General features: G+C 71.2%; 19 protein-coding genes. 10 read left to right on the top strand and 9 right to left on the bottom strand.

Features of this window, described 5'->3' with window-relative positions:
- Positions 1–90 precede the first annotated feature (90 nt).
- Positions 91–975 (bottom strand): DUF4394 domain-containing protein, encoded by an 885-nt coding sequence (locus AB0I98_RS43645; protein ID WP_362951631.1) that lies wholly within the window; start codon positions 973–975, stop codon positions 91–93.
- Positions 976–1,250: 275 nt separating this feature from the next.
- On the opposite strand from AB0I98_RS43645, the gene AB0I98_RS43650 reads away from it, so the two are divergent.
- Positions 1,251–2,465 (top strand): helix-turn-helix domain-containing protein, encoded by a 1,215-nt coding sequence (locus AB0I98_RS43650; RefSeq protein ID WP_362951632.1) that lies wholly within the window; start codon positions 1,251–1,253, stop codon positions 2,463–2,465.
- Between the two features lie 7 nt (positions 2,466–2,472).
- Here AB0I98_RS43650 and AB0I98_RS43655 read toward each other — a convergent pair whose 3' ends face one another.
- A complete protein-coding gene (locus tag AB0I98_RS43655) occupies positions 2,473–3,207 on the bottom strand; it encodes a helix-turn-helix domain-containing protein (protein WP_362951633.1) in 735 nt (244 codons plus the stop codon).
- A 242-nt stretch (positions 3,208–3,449) separates the two neighbouring features.
- Here AB0I98_RS43655 and AB0I98_RS43660 point away from each other — a divergent pair, with 242 nt between their 5' ends.
- Genes AB0I98_RS43660 through AB0I98_RS43670 form a run of 3 tightly spaced genes read left to right on the top strand, consistent with a single transcriptional unit; the run spans position 3,450 to position 5,908 of the window.
- Entirely contained in the window at positions 3,450–4,121 is a 672-nt protein-coding gene (locus AB0I98_RS43660) for a DUF4097 family beta strand repeat-containing protein (protein ID WP_362951663.1), read from the top strand.
- A 12-nt stretch (positions 4,122–4,133) separates the two neighbouring features.
- Positions 4,134–5,093, top strand: a complete 960-nt coding sequence (locus tag AB0I98_RS43665) for an ATP-binding cassette domain-containing protein (RefSeq protein WP_362951634.1) — start codon at positions 4,134–4,136, stop codon at positions 5,091–5,093.
- The gene (locus AB0I98_RS43670; protein WP_362951635.1) at positions 5,090–5,908 is read left to right on the top strand and encodes an ABC transporter permease; all 819 of its coding nucleotides are present in this window, start codon (positions 5,090–5,092) and stop codon (positions 5,906–5,908) included. Before AB0I98_RS43665 ends, AB0I98_RS43670 begins: the two co-directional genes overlap by 4 nt.
- A gap of 98 nt (positions 5,909–6,006) precedes the next feature.
- On the opposite strand, the gene AB0I98_RS43675 is transcribed toward AB0I98_RS43670, so the two are convergent.
- The 4 genes from AB0I98_RS43675 to AB0I98_RS43690 all read right to left on the bottom strand — a co-directional run bounded on the left by AB0I98_RS43675 (position 6,007) and on the right by AB0I98_RS43690 (position 10,039).
- On the bottom strand, positions 6,007–6,393 hold the full coding sequence (locus AB0I98_RS43675; protein WP_362951636.1) for a VOC family protein: 387 nt from the start codon (positions 6,391–6,393) through the stop codon (positions 6,007–6,009).
- 122 nt (positions 6,394–6,515) lie between these two features.
- Positions 6,516–9,041, bottom strand: coding sequence for an FtsX-like permease family protein (locus AB0I98_RS43680; RefSeq protein ID WP_362951637.1), 2,526 nt, complete (start codon positions 9,039–9,041; stop codon positions 6,516–6,518).
- A 3-nt stretch (positions 9,042–9,044) separates the two neighbouring features.
- Positions 9,045–9,806 carry an ABC transporter ATP-binding protein gene (locus AB0I98_RS43685; RefSeq protein WP_362951638.1) on the bottom strand — a complete coding sequence of 254 codons (762 nt, stop codon included), beginning with the start codon at positions 9,804–9,806 and terminating at the stop codon, positions 9,045–9,047.
- Complete coding sequence (locus AB0I98_RS43690) at positions 9,803–10,039, bottom strand: hypothetical protein (protein WP_362951639.1); 237 nt, start codon at positions 10,037–10,039, stop codon at positions 9,803–9,805. The genes AB0I98_RS43685 and AB0I98_RS43690 overlap by 4 nt, the downstream gene beginning before the upstream one ends.
- Before the next feature lie 225 nt (positions 10,040–10,264).
- Here AB0I98_RS43690 and AB0I98_RS43695 point away from each other — a divergent pair, with 225 nt between their 5' ends.
- The 5 genes from AB0I98_RS43695 (at position 10,265) to AB0I98_RS43715 (ending at position 17,013) form a co-directional block, all read left to right on the top strand.
- A complete protein-coding gene (locus AB0I98_RS43695; protein ID WP_362951664.1) occupies positions 10,265–11,494 on the top strand; it encodes a sensor domain-containing protein in 1,230 nt (409 codons plus the stop codon).
- Between the two features lie 16 nt (positions 11,495–11,510).
- The gene (locus AB0I98_RS43700; RefSeq protein ID WP_362951640.1) at positions 11,511–12,170 is read left to right on the top strand and encodes a response regulator transcription factor; all 660 of its coding nucleotides are present in this window, start codon (positions 11,511–11,513) and stop codon (positions 12,168–12,170) included.
- A gap of 146 nt (positions 12,171–12,316) precedes the next feature.
- Positions 12,317–13,474, top strand: coding sequence for a serine hydrolase domain-containing protein (locus AB0I98_RS43705; RefSeq protein ID WP_362951641.1), 1,158 nt, complete (start codon positions 12,317–12,319; stop codon positions 13,472–13,474).
- Positions 13,475–13,615: 141 nt separating this feature from the next.
- Positions 13,616–14,842, top strand: a complete 1,227-nt coding sequence (locus AB0I98_RS43710; protein WP_362951642.1) for a cytochrome P450 — start codon at positions 13,616–13,618, stop codon at positions 14,840–14,842.
- A 167-nt stretch (positions 14,843–15,009) separates the two neighbouring features.
- Positions 15,010–17,013 (top strand): FAD-dependent oxidoreductase, encoded by a 2,004-nt coding sequence (locus AB0I98_RS43715; RefSeq protein WP_362951643.1) that lies wholly within the window; start codon positions 15,010–15,012, stop codon positions 17,011–17,013.
- On the opposite strand, the gene AB0I98_RS43720 is transcribed toward AB0I98_RS43715, so the two are convergent.
- Positions 17,010–17,390, bottom strand: a complete 381-nt coding sequence (locus AB0I98_RS43720; protein ID WP_362951644.1) for a helix-turn-helix domain-containing protein — start codon at positions 17,388–17,390, stop codon at positions 17,010–17,012. The genes AB0I98_RS43715 and AB0I98_RS43720 overlap by 4 nt on opposite strands.
- 106 nt (positions 17,391–17,496) lie before the next feature.
- Between AB0I98_RS43720 and AB0I98_RS43725 the strand changes: the two genes are divergently transcribed.
- Positions 17,497–18,345, top strand: coding sequence for an NAD(P)H-binding protein (locus tag AB0I98_RS43725; RefSeq protein WP_362951645.1), 849 nt, complete (start codon positions 17,497–17,499; stop codon positions 18,343–18,345).
- Positions 18,346–18,354: 9 nt separating this feature from the next.
- Here AB0I98_RS43725 and AB0I98_RS43730 read toward each other — a convergent pair whose 3' ends face one another.
- Positions 18,355–19,011, bottom strand: a complete 657-nt coding sequence (locus AB0I98_RS43730; protein ID WP_362951646.1) for a response regulator transcription factor — start codon at positions 19,009–19,011, stop codon at positions 18,355–18,357.
- Positions 19,008–20,324 carry a histidine kinase gene (locus AB0I98_RS43735; protein ID WP_362951647.1) on the bottom strand — a complete coding sequence of 439 codons (1,317 nt, stop codon included), beginning with the start codon at positions 20,322–20,324 and terminating at the stop codon, positions 19,008–19,010. The genes AB0I98_RS43730 and AB0I98_RS43735 overlap by 4 nt, the downstream gene beginning before the upstream one ends.
- Positions 20,325–20,344 lie beyond the last annotated feature (20 nt).

Genomic DNA, 20,344 nt, shown 5'->3' on the forward strand with positions numbered 1-20,344 from the left:
GTAGTGGCGCGGTACGGGTACCGGTCCCGGTACGGCGCGAAGGCGGGCCGCCGGGCCCCCAACTGCCCGGCGGGCCGCTGACGTACGGGCTCAGCTTCCCGTGAGGGAGATGGCCAGGTCCGTGATGTTGATGGCGAACTTGGACGTGGCGGCGTCGGCCACGAGCGTGGCCTCGCCGGTGAAGATGTTGATGCTGTAGAGGGAGGGCCTGTTGGCGCCGGGGACGGTGAGAGCGGCGAAGGCGGCGTTGCTGACCGTCTTGCCGCCCGACAGGGTGCTGAAGATGTCCATGCCCGCGTTGATCTGCGCGTCGATGCCGAGGCTGCCGGTCGCTGCCAGCGTGCCGTTGTTGGCCGGGGACTGGATGACGACCTGGTCGCTGGTCGTGTTGATGTCGAACAGCGTGGTCGCGGTGGCCCCGTTGAGGTCGTTGTTCGTGTAGGCGGCGGCGGAGACGCCCTTGGTCGTGCCCTCGATCGGCGGGGTGGTGAGGTTCAGGTCCTGGATGGTCGTGTGGTCGTTGAGGTTGTGCCGCAGGTTCTGGCCGGTGTCGCTGATCACACGCAGCCGGTCGGCGGCCGGGTTGAAGTCGACGCCGAAGTTCATGCCGTGCAGCGTGTACTGGAGCTGGGAGACCTTGGTGATCACGACGTCCGTGGTGGCCGGCGGGGTCTTGATCGTGTAGATGCCGCCCTGGTTGCCGACGCCGTACATCAGGCCGTTCTGCACCCGGAAGTCGATGCCGATCAGAGTCGTGTCGCCACTGAGCCCGACGATGTCCCTGACCCAGTTGTTCACGTTCGGCTTGTCGGTGGTGAACATGGCCATCTGGGTGCCGTCACCGGTGATCCCGAAGGCCACCAGGCTGGGGGTGGCGGCGGCCGAGCCGCTGCCCGGCAGGCCCAGCATGAGCGCCGAGGACACGGACAGGACCGCGATCGCCGCCGCGAGTCTCTTTCGGTTTCCTGATTTCATGGCTGTTTCCCTCCCGTTTGATCGAATGCCATCGAATGAAATTGCGCGCGCAGTGCCTCTGCGAGTGCGAATTTCGACGTCATGGCGGCTCCCATTTAGCCGCCTTCACAGCAGCTCCACAACCGGATCGGCCCACAACACCCCCTTGATCAGCGAACTTTGCACACCGTGACAAATGCCGGGTCGATACCACGGTCTTCGATTCACGCGAAGTGATAAATCCCGTCCGGATTTCGTCTGTCGAGCCGCTCACCTGCGCTGGCAGGCTCCCGTCCATGGGGAGCCTCTTCGCTGAACTGGCCCGGCAGGCGTCGACCAACGCCCGCCGGGAGGTCGAGACGTACGCACGCGAGATTCCGGAGTTCCGATTTCTGGATACAGACCCCCGGGCCAGGGGCGAGACGATGGAGTACTCGGTGTGGCTCCGGCGCCGGACGATCGAACTGTCCCCGGGCAACAGCGAGCTGACCGCCGACGACCTCCGCTACATCGCGTCCATCGGCGAGGTTCGGGCCGGTGCCGGAATGTCCTCGGATTCACGGCAGCGGGTGCTGCGCGTGCACACCGCGCTCATGCTGCGCGACATCCACGAGGCGACCGAGAGCCAGCGCGGCGGCGATGTCGAGGAACTCATGCAGGTGATGACCTGGTTCGCCCCGCAGGGCGACCGCGGCATCGTCGCCTACCGGCAGGGATTCGTGACGGTGCTGCGCCGCCGACTGCCGTACGTCGAACAGGTCGCCCTGCTGGCCAGGTCACTGCTGACCGGCGACCCCATGGCCACCGACCTCGCCCCCGCCCTCGGCCTGGAAGTCCCCGAATTCTGCGCGGTGACGGTGATCCGGGTGCCGGACCGCCCCGCCGGTGACCGTGACCTGGACAACGAGATCGAGGCGCTGGTGCAGACGCACCGGGTGCCGGTCGTGTGGTGCCCGGAGGGCGGAACGCGGGGTGGTGAGCTGATCGCCGTAACTCCGTGTGCGGACGGGGAGTTACGGCAGTCCCCCGCGCCCGTGACTGATCTCGTACGGGATTTCGCCGAGGCCCTCGGCCGCCCCTGCGCCGCCGGCACCGCCACCGCACCCCGCTCCGAACTCGCCGACGCCCTCGACCGGGCCCGGCGGATCAGCGAGGCGGCCCCGCTGCGACCGGCATCGGCCCGGTTGCGGCCGCACACCATGCCGGACGTCTTCGTCGAACTCGCCGTCGCGGACGTGCCGTTCATCGATGCCTGGCTCCACACGGTGGCCCAGCGCCTCGACTCCGGCCCCGACCTCCTCGTCACCCTCGACGCGTACTACCGCCACGACATGAACCGCGGCGCCACCGCGACCGCCCTCAACGTCCACCCCCGCACCCTCGACTACCGCCTCCGCCGCGTACGCGAACTCACCGGCATCGACCCGGGCTCCACCTCCGGCGTACGGACGCTGAGTTCGGCCGTGACGCGGCGGCTGTCGGGGGCGTGGGACAGGGAGACGGCCACCTGACCGTGGCTCAGTCGGCGCCGCCCGCCGTCGTCTCGGGTTTCGTCCGCAGGATGTCGCGAGCCTGCTCCGCCGCGCGGGCGGTGCTCTCGGCGACGAAGTCGAGGAAGCGGGCGATGTTCTCGAAGCGGACGCCGGCCGGGGTGTCGGCGCCGAGGACGCTGACGCCCTGCCGTGCGGTCTCGACGGTCTGAACGAGGGCCCGGGCGCTGGCCATCATCGACTGGTACCAGATGTCGTCGTCGACGACATAGCGCTCGCGGCGGCGGTCGTCGCGTTCCCGGCGGACCAGGCTCTGGCTCTCGAGGAACGCGACCGCCTTGGAGATGGACGCCGGGCTGACCTGAAGGCGCTGGGCCAGTTCGGACGCGGTGAGGCTGCCCGAGTCACTGACGCACAGGCAGGCCATCACGCGGGCCATCATCTTGGGCGTGCCCGACGCCATGAGGACGGTGGTGAACACCTCCTCGTACTCGCGCACCGCCTCCGGGTCGCGCCCGTAGGCCTGCGGGGGCGCCTGCGGACTCGGGGGCGCGGCCTGCTTGCGGCGGTGGGCGCGGTGTTCGGTGGCGCGGTGGGCGAGGTCGGCGCGGTAGCCCGTGGGGCCGCCGTTGCGCATGACCTCGCGGGTGATGGTCGAGGTCGGGCGCTCCAGGCGCCTGGCGATCTCCGCGTAGGCGAGGCCGTCGGCCAGTCCCAGCGCGATCTGCTGGCGTTCCTGCTGGGTGAGTCTGCCTCCCGGCATCGCTGCCTCCTTCGTGGTCCGTGGCCTCCACCATAGCGTTCACTTCCAATTCATTGCAACAGGCGGAGGAGGAGTTGTTGCGTTACGTTCAGAACTGTTGCAACGAATTCTCGGCCTTCACCTGCAATTATGCTGATTCCGCGCAACGAACTGATTGCCAGATCCTTGAATGCAACGTAGCGTTTCTGTCATTGGAAACAGTGACTGCCAAGGAGCACACCATGTACAAGGCCCAGCACACGATCCAGAAGTTCGACACCGCCGCCCCGATCTCCGCCCACTTCGACATCCCGGCCGGACGCATCCAGCTCATCGCCGCGGACCGCGCCGACACCACCGTCGAGGTGCTGCCGGCGAACGCCGCCAAGAGCCGCGATGTGAAGGCGGCCGAACAGATCGAGGTCACCTACGGCGACGGACTGCTGCGGATCACGGCCCCACCCGCGAAGAACAAGTACCTCGGCCCCTCCGGGTCCGTCGAGGTGACCGTCCAACTGCCCGCCGGCTCCCGCGTCGAGGCGAAGACGGCAGCCGCCGAGTTCCGCGGTGTCGGACGGCTCGGCGATGTCGTCGTCGCGGACGGCTACCGCTCGGTCAAGCTCGACGAGGCGGCAAGCGCCCGCCTCACCGCCGCCGACGCCGACATCACCGTGGGCCGCCTCACCGGCCCCGGCGAGATCCGCACCCAGCGGGGCGACATCCGCATCGACGAGGCCGCGACCGGCACCGTCACCCTCAGCACCCAGAAGGGCGACATCACCATCGGCGCCGCCCAGGGAGTCTCCGCCACCCTCGACGCCGGCACCGGCTACGGCCGCGTCAGCAACGCGCTCAAGAACACCGACGGCGCCGCCGCCGGCCTGTCCATCCACGCCACCACCGCCTACGGCGACATCAGCGCCCGCAGCCTGTAAAGGAGCAACGTCATGACCAACCTGGCCATCGCGGCGAACGGGCTGCGCAAGTCCTACGGCGACAAGACCGTCCTCGACGGTATCGACCTGAACGTGGCGGAAGGATCGGTCTTCTCCCTGCTCGGCCCGAACGGGGCCGGCAAGACCACCGCCGTCAAGATCCTGTCCACCCTGATCAGCGCCGACGCCGGTGTCATCAGCGTCGGGGGCCATGATCTCGCCGCCGATCCGCAGGCCGTGCGCGGCGCGATCGGTGTCACCGGGCAGTTCTCGGCCGTGGACGGGCTGATCACCGGTGAGGAGAACATGCTCCTCATGGCGGACCTGCACCACCTGTCCAGGTCCGAGGGGCGGCGGGTCGCCGCCGAGCTGCTGGAACGCTTCGACCTGGTCGAGGCGGCGAAGAAGCCCGCCTCCACCTACTCCGGCGGTATGAAGCGGCGGCTCGACATCGCCATGACGCTGGTCGGCAGCCCGCGGATCATCTTCCTGGACGAGCCGACCACCGGTCTCGACCCGCGCTCCCGGCACAACATGTGGCAGATCATCCGCGGGCTGGTCTCCGACGGGGTCACGGTCTTGCTCACCACCCAGTACCTGGAGGAGGCCGACGAACTCGCCGACCGCATCGCGGTGCTGAACGACGGCAAGATCGCCGCCGAGGGAAGCGCCGACGAGCTCAAGCGCCTCATCCCCGGCGGACACATCCGCCTCCGCTTCACCGACCCGGCCGCCTACCAGTCCGCCGCCACGGCGCTGGTCGAGGTCACCCGGGACGACGAGGCGCTGGCTCTGCAGATCCCCAGCGGCGGCAGCCAGCGGGAGCTGCGCTTCATCCTCGACCGGCTCGACCTGGCCGGCATCGAGGCGGACGAGCTGACCGTGCACACCCCCGACCTCGACGACGTCTTCTTCGCCCTCACCGGCAGCGGCGCCACCGTCCCCAACCAGCCCAAGGAGGCTGTCCGATGAGCACCCCCCTGGCTCCCGCCCGCCCGACCCGGATCTCCCTCGCCGTGCGCGACTCCTCCACGATGCTGCGGCGCAACCTGCTGCACGCGCGCCGCTACCCGTCGCTCACCCTGAACCTGCTGCTCACGCCGGTCATGCTCCTGCTGCTCTTCGTCTACATCTTCGGCGAGACGATGAGCGCGGGGATCGGAGGCGGCGGGGCGGACAGGTCCGAGTACATCGCCTACCTCGTGCCCGGCGTCCTGATGATGACCATCGGCTCCACCGCGATCGGCACCGCCGTGTCCGTCGCCATGGACATGAACGAGGGCATCATCGCCCGCTTCCGCACCCTGGCGATCCACCGCGGCTCGGTGCTCATCGGGCACGTTCTCGGCAGCGTGCTGCAGGCGATCATGAGCGTGGTCTTCGTCGGCGCCATCGGCGTGGCCATCGGCTTCCGCTCCACCGATGCCACGGCCCTGGAGTGGCTCGCCGCGTTCGGGCTGCTCGTGCTGTTCACCCTGGCGCTCACCTGGCTCGCGGTCGGCATGGGACTGGTCAGCCCGAACGCCGAGGCAGCCAGCAACCAGGCCATGCCGCTGATCTTCCTGCCGCTGATCTCCAGCACCTTCGTCCCGATCGACGCGATGCCGGGCTGGTTCCAGCCGATCGCCGAGTACCAGCCCTTCACACCCGCCATCGAAACCCTGCGCGGCCTGCTGCTCGGCACCGAGATCGGCAACAACGGATGGATCGCGATCGCCTGGTGCCTCGCCCTCGCCGTACTCGGCTACCGCTGGTCGACCTCGAAGTTCAACCAGGACCCGAAGTAACACCATGACGGCGCGGGCCATCCCGCAACGCGTCCCACCCCAGGGCGGCGTACACCGGCACCCCACCGGCGTACGCCGCCCCGTCCGTGTGCCGGCCCCTACTTCGTGTGCACGATCTGGATCAGATTGCCGCAGGTGTCGTCGAGGATGGCGGTGACGGCCGGCCCCATGTCCAGCGGCTCCTGGGCGAACCGCACACCGTGCCCGCGCAGCCGCTCGAACTCCGCCGGTACGTCGTCGACGGCGAAGGAGACGGCCGGGATGCCCTCCGCGGCAAGCCCTTCCTTGTACGCCTTCACCACGGGGTGGCGCGAGGGCTCGAGGAGGAGTTCGGTGCCGTCGGGGTCCTCGGGGGAGACGAGGGTGAGCCAGCGGTCCTCGCCCATGGGGACGTCGTGCTTCGTCCGGAAGCCGAGCACGTCGGTGTAGAAGCGCAGCCCCTTCTCCTGGTCGTCGACGAAGACGCTGGTCAGATGGATCCTCATGGTGTGCCCTCCGGGGTATCGGGCCTGAGCCATCGGATGAGATGACGGTGACCACCAGCTCATCGCGGATGGGCCGACCTATCAAGCCGACCCATCAAGGCCACCCATCACCAGGTGGCCTGTCACTCCCGCACCGAGAGCGCGTCCGCCGGTGCCGTCCGGAGCGCCTGCCGGGTCGGCAGTTCGACCGTGAGGAAGGCCGTGCAGACGACCAGGACCGCGAGGGCGGGCAGCAGCCATGCCGGGCCCGCGGGCCAGGGGCGGTTCAGGAAGCCGATGCCGAGCAGGGCCAGGGGGATCACCGACAGCAGTACGCCCGTGGTGAGGGACGCCGCGCCGATCACCACGGCCTCGCGGCGCATCATCGCCAGGATCTGCCGGGGTGTGGTGCCGTTCAGGCGTAGCGTGGCGATCTCATTGCGGCGCTGGGCCGTCGTGGCGACGAGCTTGTTGGCGATGCTCAGCAGCAGGTAGCCGAGGAGTACGACGATGACGGCCAGGTTGATCCACACCTCGGGCGGCGCCTCGCCGAGCCCCTCACCGTCTCCGGTGTCGGTCGGCTCCAGCACCAGCCCGGGCCGCGCCGCCACCAGCTCGGCGAGATCGCGCTCCGCCGCCGCACTGCCGTCGGTGCGGACGAGGACGCTCTGGTCGAGCCCGGCGGTCGTGTGCCCCTTCGCGAGATCGTGGGACAGGGCGACCGGACCGAAGCCCAGCCCGCGGTCGTAGACGGCGACGACCCGCGCCTCGACCCGGGCGCCGTCACCGAGCACCAGACGCACCGTCCTGCCCAGCTCCGCCCCCCGCATCCGCGCGACCTCACTGCTGACGGCGACGGTGGCACCGGTGAGCCGGTCCAGGCTCCCGTCCCGCACCCCGAGATCGAGCACCGACCCCGCGTCCGGCGTCAGGATCATCGCCGTAGCGGACTCGACCTCGTCCTCACCCAGCATCTTGTAGGGCCACACCACGGTCGTGGAACTGACGGGGGCAGCGGCTCGTACGCCATCCGTGTCGCGTACGGCCGTCAGCGCGTCGGCGGGCAGTCCGCCCAGGCCGGGAGCGGTGAGGCGCTGCTGGGCGAGGGTGCCGGTGCGGACGTCGTCCGCGGTGGCCGCCATCACCGTCGTCTGCGTGAAGGTGTACGTCAGCACGAACACGACCGCCATCGCGAGGGCGCTGACGACGCCCGCGAGCCGCATGGCGTAACCGCGAATGTTGGACACGGCCAGCCAGGTCGGCGCCGAGACGCCGGGGCGCAGCCGGCGTGCCGCCGTAGTGCCGACGCCCCGGACCAGGGCGGGGCCTGCCAGCGCCAGGCCGATCGCGCCGATGATCCCGGCCATGGAGGTGGCCGTGGAGCCGAGGACCGTGCGGCTCAGCAGCGGGACCACGGAGAGGGCTGTCGCGGCGACGATCAGGAGAAGGCCGGCGCGGGTGCGCAGCTTCGACGGGTTGCGGGGTTCGCTGCGGGACTCGGCGACCGCCTCGGTGGCCGGCATGCGCGAGGTGCGCCAGGCGGCACCCCGGGCGGACACCTGGACGGCGGCGGCCAGGAGCAGGACCGTGACGGCTGCGGGGAGCGGGCTCAGGGTGAGCGGCAGGGTCTGAGGCAGGACCCCTCGGTCGACCAGGAGATCGCGGAACCGCCCGGCCAGCAGATAGCCCAGCGCCACGCCTGGCACCATCGCCACGCCCGCGATGAGCGTGGCCTGCGTCGCGGCAAGTCGCCGTATCTGCTTGGGAGTCGCGCCCACGGCCCGCATCAGGGCCAGGTCGCGGCGTTGCCCGCCGACCGCCACGGCCAGCGCGCTCGCCATGACGAAGCCGATGATCAGCAGGACGATGCCGGCCAGTGAACCGGCGAGCAGGATCAGCAGGGAGCGGGCCGCTCCGGCGCCGGGGGACTCGATGTCTCCCCGGTCGCCACCGGTGGACACGGTCAGGCCGGTGCCCCGCAGTTCGGCGCGGGCCGCGGCGGCGACCTCGTCCTCGGCGCCGGGTTCGGTGCGCACGGCGACCAGGTCGACGGTGCTGCCGCCGGACAGCTGTCGGGCCGTCGTATCGGCGAAGAGGATTCCGGCGCCGGGGGCGTCGACGACCGCGGAGAGACGGTAGTCGGCGTCTGCGCGGCCCACCGCGGCGATCCGTACCTGGTCGCCGACCTGGACTCCGGCGGCCTGCGCCGTCTCGCTGTCGAGGGCCACCTGACGCGAGCCGGCGGGCGCGGTGCCGTCGATCTTCGCGTCCTCGTACAGCTCCTTGGAGGACCAGCCGTGTCCGGCCGTCTGCGGTTCCTCGGACGGTACGACCTGACCGCGCGCGTCGACGACGGCTGCGGGGAAGCCGATGTCGCCGACCGCCTTGGTGACGCCCGGCAGTTGGGAGAGCTCGTCGGCCAGCCGGGCCGGGACCGCCCCGCGCTCCGGGAGCGCGATCGGCAGGTCGGCGGGCGGGTGGTAGGTCTGGTCGGTGGAGACCACGACGTCCGCTCCGGCGAGGCGGCCGGTGGGGAGCTGGGAGCGCAGGCCGGACTCGGCGAGGACGCCGGTGCCGGTGATGAGTGCCGCGCCGCCGAGGACCGCGCAGGCCACCGCGAGAAGTGCGGTGATGCGGTGGCCGGCCATGCGTACCGCGAGATGCAACATGGGTTACGCCTCTCCCAACGCGACCAGGCGGGCGGCCAGTTCGGGCGCGGTCGGCTTGTGCAGGGTCTCCGTCACGCGGCCGTCGGCCATGACCAGGGCCTGGTGCGCCTGGGCGGCGGCGGCCGGGTCGTGGGTGACCATCACGACGGTCTGGCGGAGTTCGTCGACGAGTTCGCGCAGCAGGTGGAGCACCTGGTGGGCGGTGCGCAGATCCAGCGCGCCGGTCGGTTCGTCGGCGAAGACCACGGCGGGCTTGGCGACCAGCGCCCGGACGATGGCGGCGCGTTGCTGCTGGCCGCCGGAGAGTTCGGCGGGCCGGTGGCTGAGCCGGTCGGCCAGTCCGACGCGCGCCACCAGCGCCATCAGCCAGTCCTTGTCGGGGGCGCGGCCCGCCAGGCGCAGCGGCAGGGTGATGTTGTCGGCGATGGAGAGGGAGGGGACGAGGTTGTAGGACTGGAACACGAAGCCGATGCGCTCGCGGCGCAGTTCGGTGCGGCGGGTCTCGTTCAGGCCGCCGATCTCGTGGCCGTCGATGGCGATGCTGCCCTCGGTCGGGGAGTCCAGCCCGGCGGCGCAGTGCATCAGCGTGCTCTTGCCGGACCCGGACGGCCCCATCACGGCGAGGAAGGTGCCGCGTGTGACCGTGAGCGACACGTCGTCCAGGGCTCGTACGCCACCCGGGTACGTCTTGCTGACGTGCGCCAGCGCGATGGCGGGTGCGTGGCCCGTGACCGTACGGGGAGTTCCCGCGGAGGGCGCCCTCATCGCCGGCCCCGCAGCCGCTGCACGACGAGCGCCGTCACACAGAGCGCGGTGACCGCGCCGCACGCGAGGTGGATGTGGGTCGCGGCGCCGCTGTAGGAGGCGGCCATGTTGCCGACGACGCTGATCACCAGCACGATCCACAGGGTCGCCCGGGCGAGGTCGGAGAGGGTCAGGCCGCTCGGCCGGGGGCTGTCGGTGTCGGTGGTGAGGCGGTAGCGGTCGGTGGTGGTCATGGCCTGCTCCTTGGCTGCTTCGGTGATTCGCCGTCGGTCACCGAAGCTACGGATCGTGACCCCCTGTCTCCGAGCCCGCAGGCCGCCCGGTTCGGGGTACAGCAGGCTGTACCTCTGTGCTCCTCCGCATGACGGCGAACCGGCCGACCGCCTAGGGTCGTTGACGTGCACGCCGAAACCGCCGCCCCCACAGACGGCAACAAGGCCGCCCCCGCGCGCCCCGGCATCCGGGAGACCACCGTCCGCGCCACCAGGGCTGCCGGCACCGCGCTGGAACAGCTCGCCGGCGGGCTCGGTACCGCCGTGATCGCACTGGCCGTCCTGCTGTGGCTGCTGATCGCCCTCGTCACCGTTCCGCTCGGCGTCGGCCTGCTCATGGCACCCCAGGTGCTGCGCGCCCTGCACGCGCTGGCCGACCGCGAACGCGACCGGCTCGGCCGCTGGGGGCCCGAGGTCATCGGCCCCGGTCCGGCGCCGACCCGGCTGCGGCTCGCCCTCGTCGACGCGACCACCCGGCGGGAGCTGCGCTGGCTGCTGCGCCACGGCACGCTGGGGTTCCTGCTGGGCTTCATCGGCGTGCTGCTGCCGCTGATGGCGGTGCGCGACGCGCTGTTCCCGGCGTACTGGCGGCTGCTGCCCAAGGAGACCAACAGCACGTCGCTGGGGTTCGACCCCGCGCAGACCTGGCCGGACGCCCTCTCCGTCTCGCTGCTCGGGCTGGGCTGGATCGCGATCATCGTGGGGCTCACGCCGGGCATGGCACGGCTGCAGGCGGCGCCCGGACGGCGGCTGCTGTCCGCCGGGCCCGACGTCGACCTGTCCCTGCGCGTCGCCGAGCTGACCGCGACCCGGGCCGCCGCGCTGGACGCGCACGCCACCGAACTGCGCCGTATCGAGCGCTCGTTGCACGACGGCACGCAGAACCGGATCGTCACCGTCACCGTGCTGCTCGGCGCCGCCCGCCGCATGGTGGCCCGCGACCCGGCCGGCGCCGAAGAACTCCTCGAACGCGCCCAGGTCGCCGCCGAACAGGCCCTCGCCGAACTCCGCGGCGTCGCCCGGGGCATCCTGCCGCCGGTGCTCGCCGACCGCGGCCTCGAAGGCGCGCTCAGCGGACTCGCCGCGTCCTGCGCGGTGCCCTGCCGGATCGACGTGGACGCGCCCGCGCGGTGCGCCGCGTCCGTCGAGGCGACCGCCTACTTCGTGGTCGCCGAGGCCCTGACCAACATCGCCAAGCACAGCCAGGCCGACAACGCCACCGTCACCGTGCGCAGCCGCGGCGGCCTGCTGCGTCTGACCGTCACCGACAACGGCCGGGGCGGCGCGGACGAGGAGGGCGGCTCCGGACTGACCGGCATCCGCCGCCGGATCGCGGCCCTCGACGGCACCCTCGCCGTGGCCAGCCCGCCCGGCGGCCCGACGACACTGGAAGTGGAACTGCCATGCGGAACATGACGAAGCGGGAGCGTTCATGCGGATCGTGATCGCCGAGGACGACCCGTTGCTGCGCGAGGGCCTCGCTCTCCTCCTGCGCGCCGAGGGCCTGGACGTCGTCGCCACCGCCGGAACCCCCGACGGCATCCTGGACGCCATCGACGAGCACAAGCCCGACGTCGCCATCCTCGACGTACGGATGCCGCCGACGCACACCGACGAGGGGATCGTCGCGGCGGTCGAGGCGCGGCGGCGCAGGCCCGATCTCGCCGTGCTCGTCCTGTCGGCCTACGTCGAGCAGAGCTTCGCCAGCGATCTGCTGGGCGGCGGAGTGGACGGGCTCGGCTATCTGCTGAAGGAACGGGTCGGCCGGGTCGAGGAGTTCCTCGACGCGCTGCGGCGCGTGGCGGAGGGCGGCACCGCCATCGATCCCGAGGTGGTGGCCCAGCTGTTCACGCGCAGCCGCGAGGACACCCGCCTGGAACGGCTCAGCCCCCGGGAGCGGGACGTGCTGGCGCTGATGGCCGAGGGGCTCGGCAACAGCGCCATCGCCGAACGGCTCGTCGTCACCGACGGCGCCGTGCACAAGCACATCCGGAGCATCTTCGCCAAGCTGGATCTGTCGCCGCAGGACCAGGTGGACCGGCGGGTGGCGGCGGTGCTGCGGTACCTGGAGGACGTACAGCGAAGGGGCTGAGGTACAGCAGGCTGCACCTCGCCACGGCAGCAACCCCCACCGCACACACGCCAGTTGGCCGGATCGTCCGGAAGCCGGCGGCTTCCTAGGTTGGTGTCCGCATCGCAGAGAGCGGTGCGGACACCGTCCCGCGAGGAGCACCCGCAATGAAGCGCACCGCCACCGCCCTGGTCGCCGCGATCGCCGCGTCCGTCCTGACGATCCCCGTGGCGTCCGCCACGGCCAAGTCCCCGCAGTCCTCGCACGATTCGCTGCGGGACCGGGTGAACGCCGTGATGGAGACCGGGGGGACCGTCGGCGCCATCGCCCGCTCGACGGGCCCGTACGGCCAGCAGCGCTCGGCCACCGCCGGCGTCAGCGACCAGGCCACCGGCGAGGCCGTGCGCCCCGGCGACCGGTTCCGCATCGCCAGCGCCAGCAAGACATTCGTCGCCACGGTGGTGCTGCAACTGGCGGGCGAGGGGCGGCTGTCGCTGGACGACACCGTCGAGGACTGGCTGCCGGGCGTGGTCTCCGGCAACGGCAACGACGGCAGCAGGATCACCGTCCGGCAGCTGCTCCAGCACACCAGCGGCCTGTTCAACTACACGGCGGACTTCCCGGCGTTCACCAGCGTGGACGGCTTCGAGGCCGGCCGGTACACCACCTGGACCGACGAGCAGCTGGTCGCGATCGCGATGAAGCACCGGCCGGACTTCGCGCCGGGCACCAAGTGGTCGTACTCCAACACGGGTTACATCCTCGCGGGAATGATCATCGAGAAGGCCACCGGGCACAGCTGGCAGCAGGAGGTCACCCGCCGCATCATCAAGCCACTGCACCTGCGCCACACCCTCGCCCCGACCACCCAGACCCACATCCCCGGCCGCCATCTGCACGGCTACTCCGACTTCGACGACTCCGGTCCGACGATCGACGTCACCGAGCTCAACCCGTCCGCGGGGAGCGCGGCAGGCGGCATGATCAGTACGTCGGCCGATCTGACCCGCTTCTACCAGGCGCTGCTCGGCGGTCACCTGCTCCGCCCGGCCGAGATGAAGGCGATGAAGACGACCGTACGCGCCCCGGAAATGGACGAGGTCTGGGCCGGCGCGCGCTACGGCCTCGGCCTGATGGAGGTCCCGCTGTCCTGCGGCGGCTCGTACTACGGCCACGGCGGCGACCTCCCCGGCTACACCACCCGCGACGGCGCCAGCGCCGACGGCCGCCGGGTCGTCGTCCTCGCGACCACCGGCGACGGAGCGGCCGACCTGGCCACGGAACACGCGCGGAACAAGCTGATCGACGGGGAGCTCTGCGCCTGAGACCACCCCAGACCGACAGGCCCGGAGCGCACCGCTCCGGGCCTGTCGCGCGTTCCGGCCACTTCCCTCCTTCCGCGTACGCCGCCACCGGCTCACGATGGCCAAGTGCCGTGATGTGACGATGAGTTGGAGTGATCCCCGGTGGACAAGTCGACGATCGACACGATTCCGGAGTACGGGACCAGCAGGGCGCCGGGCTGCCCCTTCGACCCCGCGCCCGCCATGGTGGCCCGGCGGCAGGAGGGCCCCGTGGTGCGGGTGCGGCTGTGGGACGGCAGCACCCCGTGGCTGGTCACCGGATACGCCGAGCACCGGGCCGTGCTGAGCGACCCCAGGGTCAGCGTCGTCCCGACCACGCCCGGCATGCCGAGGCTGTCGCCGTCGGAGGCGCAGGCGGAGGCGACGGCGTCCGCGCTCAGCTTCATCCTCATGGACGACCCCGAGCACGCGCGGCTGCGGCGGATGGTCACCGGCGCCTTCTCCGTCAAGCGGATCGAGACGATGCGGCCGGTCGCGCAGCGGATCGTGGACGAGCGGATCGACGCGATGCTGGCGGGCCCGAACCCGACCGACCTGGTGGAGGCGTTCGCGCTGCCGGTGCCCTCGCTGGTGATCTGCGAGCTGCTCGGAGTGCCGTACGAAAGCCATGACTTCTTCCAGCGCGACAGCAGGGTCATCATCAACCGCGACTCCACCGCCGAGGAGCGGCGTGAGGCCGCGATCCGGCTGTACCTGTACCTGGACGGGCTGGTCGGCGAGAAGCTCGACGACCCCGGCGAGGACCTGCTCTCCGGGCTGACCGGGCGGATCAAGGACGGTGAGCTGTCCCGCGAGGAAGCGGTACAGATGGGCGTGCTGATGCTGTTCGCCGGCCACGAGACCACCGCGAACATGATCGCGCTGGGCACGCTCGCCCTGCTGGAACACCCCGCCCAGCTGGACCGCCTGCGCGAGAGCGACGACCCGAAGTTCATCGCCGGCGCGGTGGAGGAACTGCTGCGCTATCTCACCATCACGCACGGCGGGACGCGGCGCGTGGCGCTGGAGGACCTCGAGATCGGCGGGCAGCTCATCCGCGCCGGCGAGGGCATCGTCGTCGTCAACGAGACCGCCAACCGGGACGCCGCCGTCTTCGGCGACGACCCCGACCACCTCGACCTCGACCGCGACGCCCGCCGCCATGTCACCTTCGGCTACGGCATCCACCAGTGCCTCGGCCAGTCCCTCGCCCGCATGGAACTCCAGGTCGTCTACGGCACGCTCTACCGCCGCATCCCCACCCTGCGGCTGGCCGCGGACATCGACGACATCCCCTTCAAGCACGACGGGTTCATCTACGGGGTGTACGAACTGCCGGTGGCCTGGTGAGCGGCAGCTGCGCACAGCCGTAAACCTCCGGGCAGGCGGCCGGAGTTGTGCTCAGGGGGCGCGTGGAGCGCCGATGGCTTCGGGCCAGGCCGGTGCGCTCCCCCGTTCCGGTGATCGGCGTAGATCGCACTGTCGGACATAAGCCCTCGCGCTCTATCCATGAACGCATGGATGAACTTCGCACGCCTGCCAGTCATCATCCGTTCTCCCGGCGCCGGTTCACCACCGCGGCGACCTTGGGACTGACCGCGGCGGGACCTGCCGCCGTAGCCGCGCCCGCCGTTCCCCAGCAGGTCCCCGCCGCCCCCGCCGCGCCCTGCCCACCACGTTCCACCGCCGGCTGGTCCACCTGCCTCGCCGTCGCCCGCGCGCTGCTGGTCGTCGACGAGGACAACAAACCGCTCGTGCCCGGGTACAAGAAGATCCTCGACTCCGGGCTGCCCCGGCCCAGAACCAAGGGCGGCAAGAAAGTGCTCGTGCTCGGTGCCGGACCCGCCGGGCTGGTGGCCGCCTGGCTGCTGAAGCGGGCCGGGCACCAGGTGACGCTGCTGGAGGCCAACGGCAACCGGGTCGGCGGCCGGATCAAGACCTTCCGCACCGGTGGACACGAGGACGCGAAGCAGCCGTTCGCCGATCCGGAGCAGTACGCCGAGGCCGGGGCCATGCGGATTCCCGGCAGCCATCCGCTGGTGATGAGCCTCATCGACCAACTCGGCGTCAAGCGGCGGCCGTTCCATCTCGTCGACGTCGACGGCCAGGGAAAACCCGTCAATCGCGCGTGGCTTCATGTCAACGGGATCCGAGTCCGGCGCTCCGACTACGCGAAGTCACCGCGCAGGATCAACCGTTCCTTCGGGGTGCCCCGCACGTACTGGGACACGCCCTCCGCCGCGATCCTGCGCGCCGCCCTGGACCCCGTGCGCGACGAGTTCAGCACGGTCGGGCCGGATGGAAAGCGCGTCGACAAGCCCATGCCCGAGCGGGTCGAGGGCTGGGCGCGGGTGATCCAGCGGTACGGCGACTGGTCCATGTACCGCTTCCTGACCGAGCAGGCGGGCTTCGACGAGCGCACCGTCGACCTCATCGGCACCCTGGAGAACCTGACCTCGCGGCTGCCGCTGTCCTTCGTGCACAGCTTCATCAGCCAGTCGCTGATCAGCCCGGACACCGCGTTCTGGGAGCTGGTCGGGGGGACGGCGACACTGCCGGACGCGTTGCTGCGGGAGGTGGGCGACGTGGTGCGGATGGACCGCCGGGTCACGCACATCGAGTACTGGGACGCCGACCGCACCACCGGCAGCCACGTCCGCAAGGGCGGGCCGCACGTCTGGGTCGACACGGTGTCCGAGGGACGCGACGGCAAGGTCGTACGGGAGGAGTTCACCGCCGACCTCGCGATCGTCACCGTGCCCTTCTCCGGGCTGCGGCAGGTGCAGGTCGCCCCGCTGATGTCGTACGGCAAACGGCGTGCGGTCGCCGAGCTGCACTACGACAGCGCCACCAAGGTGCTGCTCGAGTTCAGCCGCCGGTGGTGGGAGTTCGGCGAGGGCGACTGGAAGCGCGAACTCGACGCCGTACGGCCCGGGTTGTACGACGACTACCGGCAGGGGAAGGCGCCCGCGGACGGAAGTCTCCTCGGCGCGCACCCCTCCGTACCGCCGGGGCACATCAGCCCGGGGCAGCGCGTGCACTACGCCGCGAACCGGTGGGCCGCCCGCGACCAGCCCGAGGCGGCGGACATCGTCGGCGGCGGCTCGGTCTCCGACAACTCCAACCGGTTCATGATCAACCCCTCCCATCCAGTGCCCGGCAGCAAGGGCGGCGTCCTCCTCGCCTCATACAGCTGGGCCGACGACGCCTCCCGCTGGGACTCCCTCGACGACGACGCCCGCTACCCGCACGCGCTGCGGGGCCTGCAGCAGGTGTACGGCCAGCGCATCGAGGTCTTCTACACCGGCGCGGGCCGCACCCAGAGCTGGCTGCGCGACCCGTACGCATACGGCGAGGCCTCCGTCCTCCTCCCCGGCCAGCACACGGAACTCCTCGCGGCCATCCGCGCACCCGAGGGACCGCTGCACTTCGCCGGGGACCACACCTCGGTCAAGCCGTCGTGGATCGAGGGGGCGCTGGAGTCGGGGGTGCGGGCGGCGCTGGAGGTGCACACGTCCTAGTGCGCGTCGTATGCCTGCCGGGACTGGTCGACCTTCTCCAGGTTGTCCGACGCCCACTCGGCGAGGTGGGCGAAGAGTGGGGCGAGGCTGCGGCCCAGGTCGCTGATCTCGTACTCGACGCGGGGCGGGACCTCCGGGTGGTACGTGCGCACGATCAGGCCGTCGCGCTCCAGTTGCCGCAGCCGCTGGGTCAGCACCTTCGGCGTGATCTTCGTGATCCGCCGCTCCAGCTCGACGAAGCGCTGCCGGCCGTAGGTGTGGAGGGCCCAGAGGATCGGTGTGGTCCAGCGGCTGAAGACGATGTCCACGACCGGGCTGATGGGGCAGGCGAGTTGGGGGTCGGAGGTCGACGTCCAGGTCCTCGCTTCGGCGGCCATACGTACATCCCCCTGAGGTAGTCACTTTCCTCTAGGTACCTACTATACCGGCGGTGTTAGCGTCCTCTCGTTGGCGCAAATGCGCAGTTCACAAGGGGAGTTGACCATGATCGTGGTGACGGGGGCGACCGGCAATGTGGGGCGGTCGCTCGTACGGATTCTGGTGGGCGCCGGTGAGCCGGTGACCGCGACCTCGCGCTCCGTCGGGGAGGCGGAACTGCCGGAACGGGTGGTGCGGAAGGCGGCTGACCTCATCGACGCGGAGAGTCTGCGGCCCGTGCTCGACGGGGCGGACGCGCTGTTCCTGCAGGACGGGGGTCCGAGCGCCCATCGGCTCGATCCCGCGCACCTTGTCGATGTCGCCAAGGCCGGCGGCGTTCGGCGGATCGTGCTGCTGTCGTCCCAGGGGGTCGCGACCCGGCCCGGCTCCGCCTCGCACGGGGAGGTGGCCCGGTCCATCGAGGACGCCGTACGGCAGTCCGGGCTGGAGTGGACCGTCCTGCGGCCCGGCGGCTTCGCCTCCAACACCTACGCCTGGGCCGAGTCGGTGCGTACGGCGCGGACCGTCACCGCGCCGTTCGGCGATGTCGGGCTGCCGGTCGTCGACCCGGACGACATCGCGGCGGTCGCGGCGGCGGCGCTGCGGGCGGGAGGTCAACATGCCGGGCAGGTGTATGAGTTGACCGGGCCCGCTCTCGTCACGCCCAGGCAGCAGGCCGCGGCGATCGGGGCCGCGCTCGGCGAACCGGTGCGGTTCATCGAGCAGTCCCGTGATGAGGCGCGTGCGCAGATGCTGCGGTTCATGCCCGAGCCCGTCGTCGACACGACCCTCGACATCCTCGGCGCGCCGAACCCGGCGGAGCTGCGGATCAGCCCGGACACCGAACTGGTCCTCGGGCGGGCGCCGGGCACGTACGGCGATTGGGCGCGACGCAACGTCGGCGCCTTCCGCTGACCTCCCCGCTCACGCGGGCCGTACCAGCCCCGTGTCATAAGCGAAGATCACCGCCTGTACCCGGTCCCGCGCCCCGATCTTCGCCAGTACCCGGCTCACATGGGACTTGACCGTGGACTCGGCGAGCGAGAAGCGTTCGGCGATCTCGGTGTTGCTCCAGCCGGTGGCCATCGCCGTGAGGACCTCGCGTTCGCGTTCGGTGAGGGCGGCGAGGCGGCGTTCCTGCTCGGGGGTCCGGCCCGGCATACGGTCGGTGAAGGCGTCGATGAGCTTGCGGGTCAGGCCGGGCGCGATGACGGCGTCCCCGACGGCCACCGCCCGGATGCCGGCGATCAGTTCGTCGGGCAGGGCGTCCTTCAGGAGGAAGCCGCTGGCGCCGGCGCGCAGCGCCGAGTAGGCGTACTCGTCGAGGTCGAAGGTGGTCAGGACGAGGACCCGGGAGCGGCCGCCGGACTGGACGATGCGGCGGGTGGCCTCGATGCCGTCCATGCCGGGCATCCGGACGTCCATCAGCACGACGTCGGGGCGGAGTTCGGCGGCCATCCGGACGGCCTCGGCGCCGTGCGTGGCCTCGCCGACCACGCTCAGGTCGGGGTGCTGTTCCAGGAGCATGCTGAAGCCGAGCCGCTGCAGGGCCTGGTCGTCGACGATGAGGACGGTGGTCATAGGGGGCGCTTCTCCGTGGAGGTGGATGCCGGGGTGGTCGCGATCTCGAAGCGGGCGTGGACGGTCCAGCCGCCGCGGTCGTTGGGACCGGCGGTGACGCTGCCGCCGTACAGCGCGGCGCGTTCCCGCATGCCGACCAGGCCCCGGCCCTCGTCACTCACGCGCGTGTGCAGCGATGGTCCGGTGTCCTCGACGGTGAGGTCGACGGCGTCGTCGTCCGCGGTGATCGTGACCTGGACGGTCGTATCGGCCGCCGCGTGCTTGAGGGTGTTGGTGAGGGCCTCCTGGACGACGCGGTAGACGGCGAGCTGGAGGCTGGGCGGCAGGTCGGTGCGGTGGCCCTCGGTGTGCAGGGTGACGGCGGGGCCGGCGGCGCGGACGCGTTCCAGCAGCGGAGTGAGATCGCTGAAGCCCGGCTGGGGAGCGAGAGGCGTGCCCTCGGCGGTGGTCTTCTCGTCGTCGCCGATGACCGCGAGGAGGCGGCGCAGTTCGGCGAGGGCGCCCCGGCCGCTGTCGGCGATGATGCGCAGGGTCTCGGCGCCGCGCCGGGGTTTGGCCTCGGTCAGTCCGGCGGCGCCGTTCGCGAGGCCGACGATGACGGCGAGGGTGTGGCCGAGGATGTCGTGCATCTCGCGGGCGACGCGGGCGCGTTCGGCGGCGGCGGCGAGCCGGACGCGCTGGTCCCGCTCCACCTCCAGGCGGAGGGCGCGTTCGTGCAGGGCCCTGATGTACGCGTTCACCACCCGGCCGACCAGGCCGGCCGCGGCGACCGCCGCCACGAGGGCCGACTGGATGATCGCCACCACCGGAGCCTGCAGTCCGATGTCCCGGCCCTCGTCGCGCAGGACGGTGGCCACGGACGTCTGCGCGACGGCCACGCCCATACAGACCGCCAGCTGAACCGGCCGGCTGCTGCGGCCCACATTGAGCAGCGCCAGCACGCGCGCGGCCTCGGACCCGGTGTTGGCGTCCAGAGCGATGGCCACCGCGGAGCCGGTGGAGGTGAGAGCGAACACCAGGATCGGCCGCTGCTGCCGCCACAGCAGCGGGGTGCAGAGGGCGGCCATCAGGACCAGCAACGTCGGTACGCCTGGCCCGGTGCCGTTCCTCGCGTCCTGGAGCGCGGGAATACCGAACGCCGCGCAGAACAACGGACCTGCCCAGCGCCTGACCCAAGAACGATTCCGGTCGGCCTCCACCACCCGTTTGAGCGCACGCATGACCGCGACGTCCGAGCGCCGCTCGGCCCCGCCCAGCAAGGTCTCGGGCGGGACTGAGGTCACCGGCGGCCCGGTGGCGGTCGGTCCTGTCACGTCGTACGCCCTCTCGGTAC

This window comes from Streptomyces sp. NPDC050211 (assembly GCF_040656035.1).
GTDB lineage: Bacteria > Actinomycetota > Actinomycetes > Streptomycetales > Streptomycetaceae > Streptomyces.

Coding starts and splice junctions, on each gene's coding strand:
- AB0I98_RS43715 (WP_362951643.1), top strand. CDS start 15,010: ATGGATGAACTTCGCACGCCTGCCAGTCATCATCCGTTCTCCCGGCGC.
- AB0I98_RS43650 (WP_362951632.1), top strand. CDS start 1,251: ATGGGGAGCCTCTTCGCTGAACTGGCCCGGCAGGCGTCGACCAACGCC.
- AB0I98_RS43700 (WP_362951640.1), top strand. CDS start 11,511: ATGCGGATCGTGATCGCCGAGGACGACCCGTTGCTGCGCGAGGGCCTC.
- AB0I98_RS43720 (WP_362951644.1), bottom strand. CDS start 17,390: ATGGCCGCCGAAGCGAGGACCTGGACGTCGACCTCCGACCCCCAACTC.
- AB0I98_RS43675 (WP_362951636.1), bottom strand. CDS start 6,393: ATGAGGATCCATCTGACCAGCGTCTTCGTCGACGACCAGGAGAAGGGG.
- AB0I98_RS43725 (WP_362951645.1), top strand. CDS start 17,497: ATGATCGTGGTGACGGGGGCGACCGGCAATGTGGGGCGGTCGCTCGTA.
- AB0I98_RS43690 (WP_362951639.1), bottom strand. CDS start 10,039: ATGACCACCACCGACCGCTACCGCCTCACCACCGACACCGACAGCCCC.
- AB0I98_RS43665 (WP_362951634.1), top strand. CDS start 4,134: ATGACCAACCTGGCCATCGCGGCGAACGGGCTGCGCAAGTCCTACGGC.
- AB0I98_RS43680 (WP_362951637.1), bottom strand. CDS start 9,041: ATGTTGCATCTCGCGGTACGCATGGCCGGCCACCGCATCACCGCACTT.
- AB0I98_RS43655 (WP_362951633.1), bottom strand. CDS start 3,207: ATGCCGGGAGGCAGACTCACCCAGCAGGAACGCCAGCAGATCGCGCTG.
- AB0I98_RS43670 (WP_362951635.1), top strand. CDS start 5,090: ATGAGCACCCCCCTGGCTCCCGCCCGCCCGACCCGGATCTCCCTCGCC.
- AB0I98_RS43645 (WP_362951631.1), bottom strand. CDS start 975: ATGAAATCAGGAAACCGAAAGAGACTCGCGGCGGCGATCGCGGTCCTG.
- AB0I98_RS43730 (WP_362951646.1), bottom strand. CDS start 19,011: ATGACCACCGTCCTCATCGTCGACGACCAGGCCCTGCAGCGGCTCGGC.
- AB0I98_RS43685 (WP_362951638.1), bottom strand. CDS start 9,806: ATGAGGGCGCCCTCCGCGGGAACTCCCCGTACGGTCACGGGCCACGCA.
- AB0I98_RS43705 (WP_362951641.1), top strand. CDS start 12,317: ATGAAGCGCACCGCCACCGCCCTGGTCGCCGCGATCGCCGCGTCCGTC.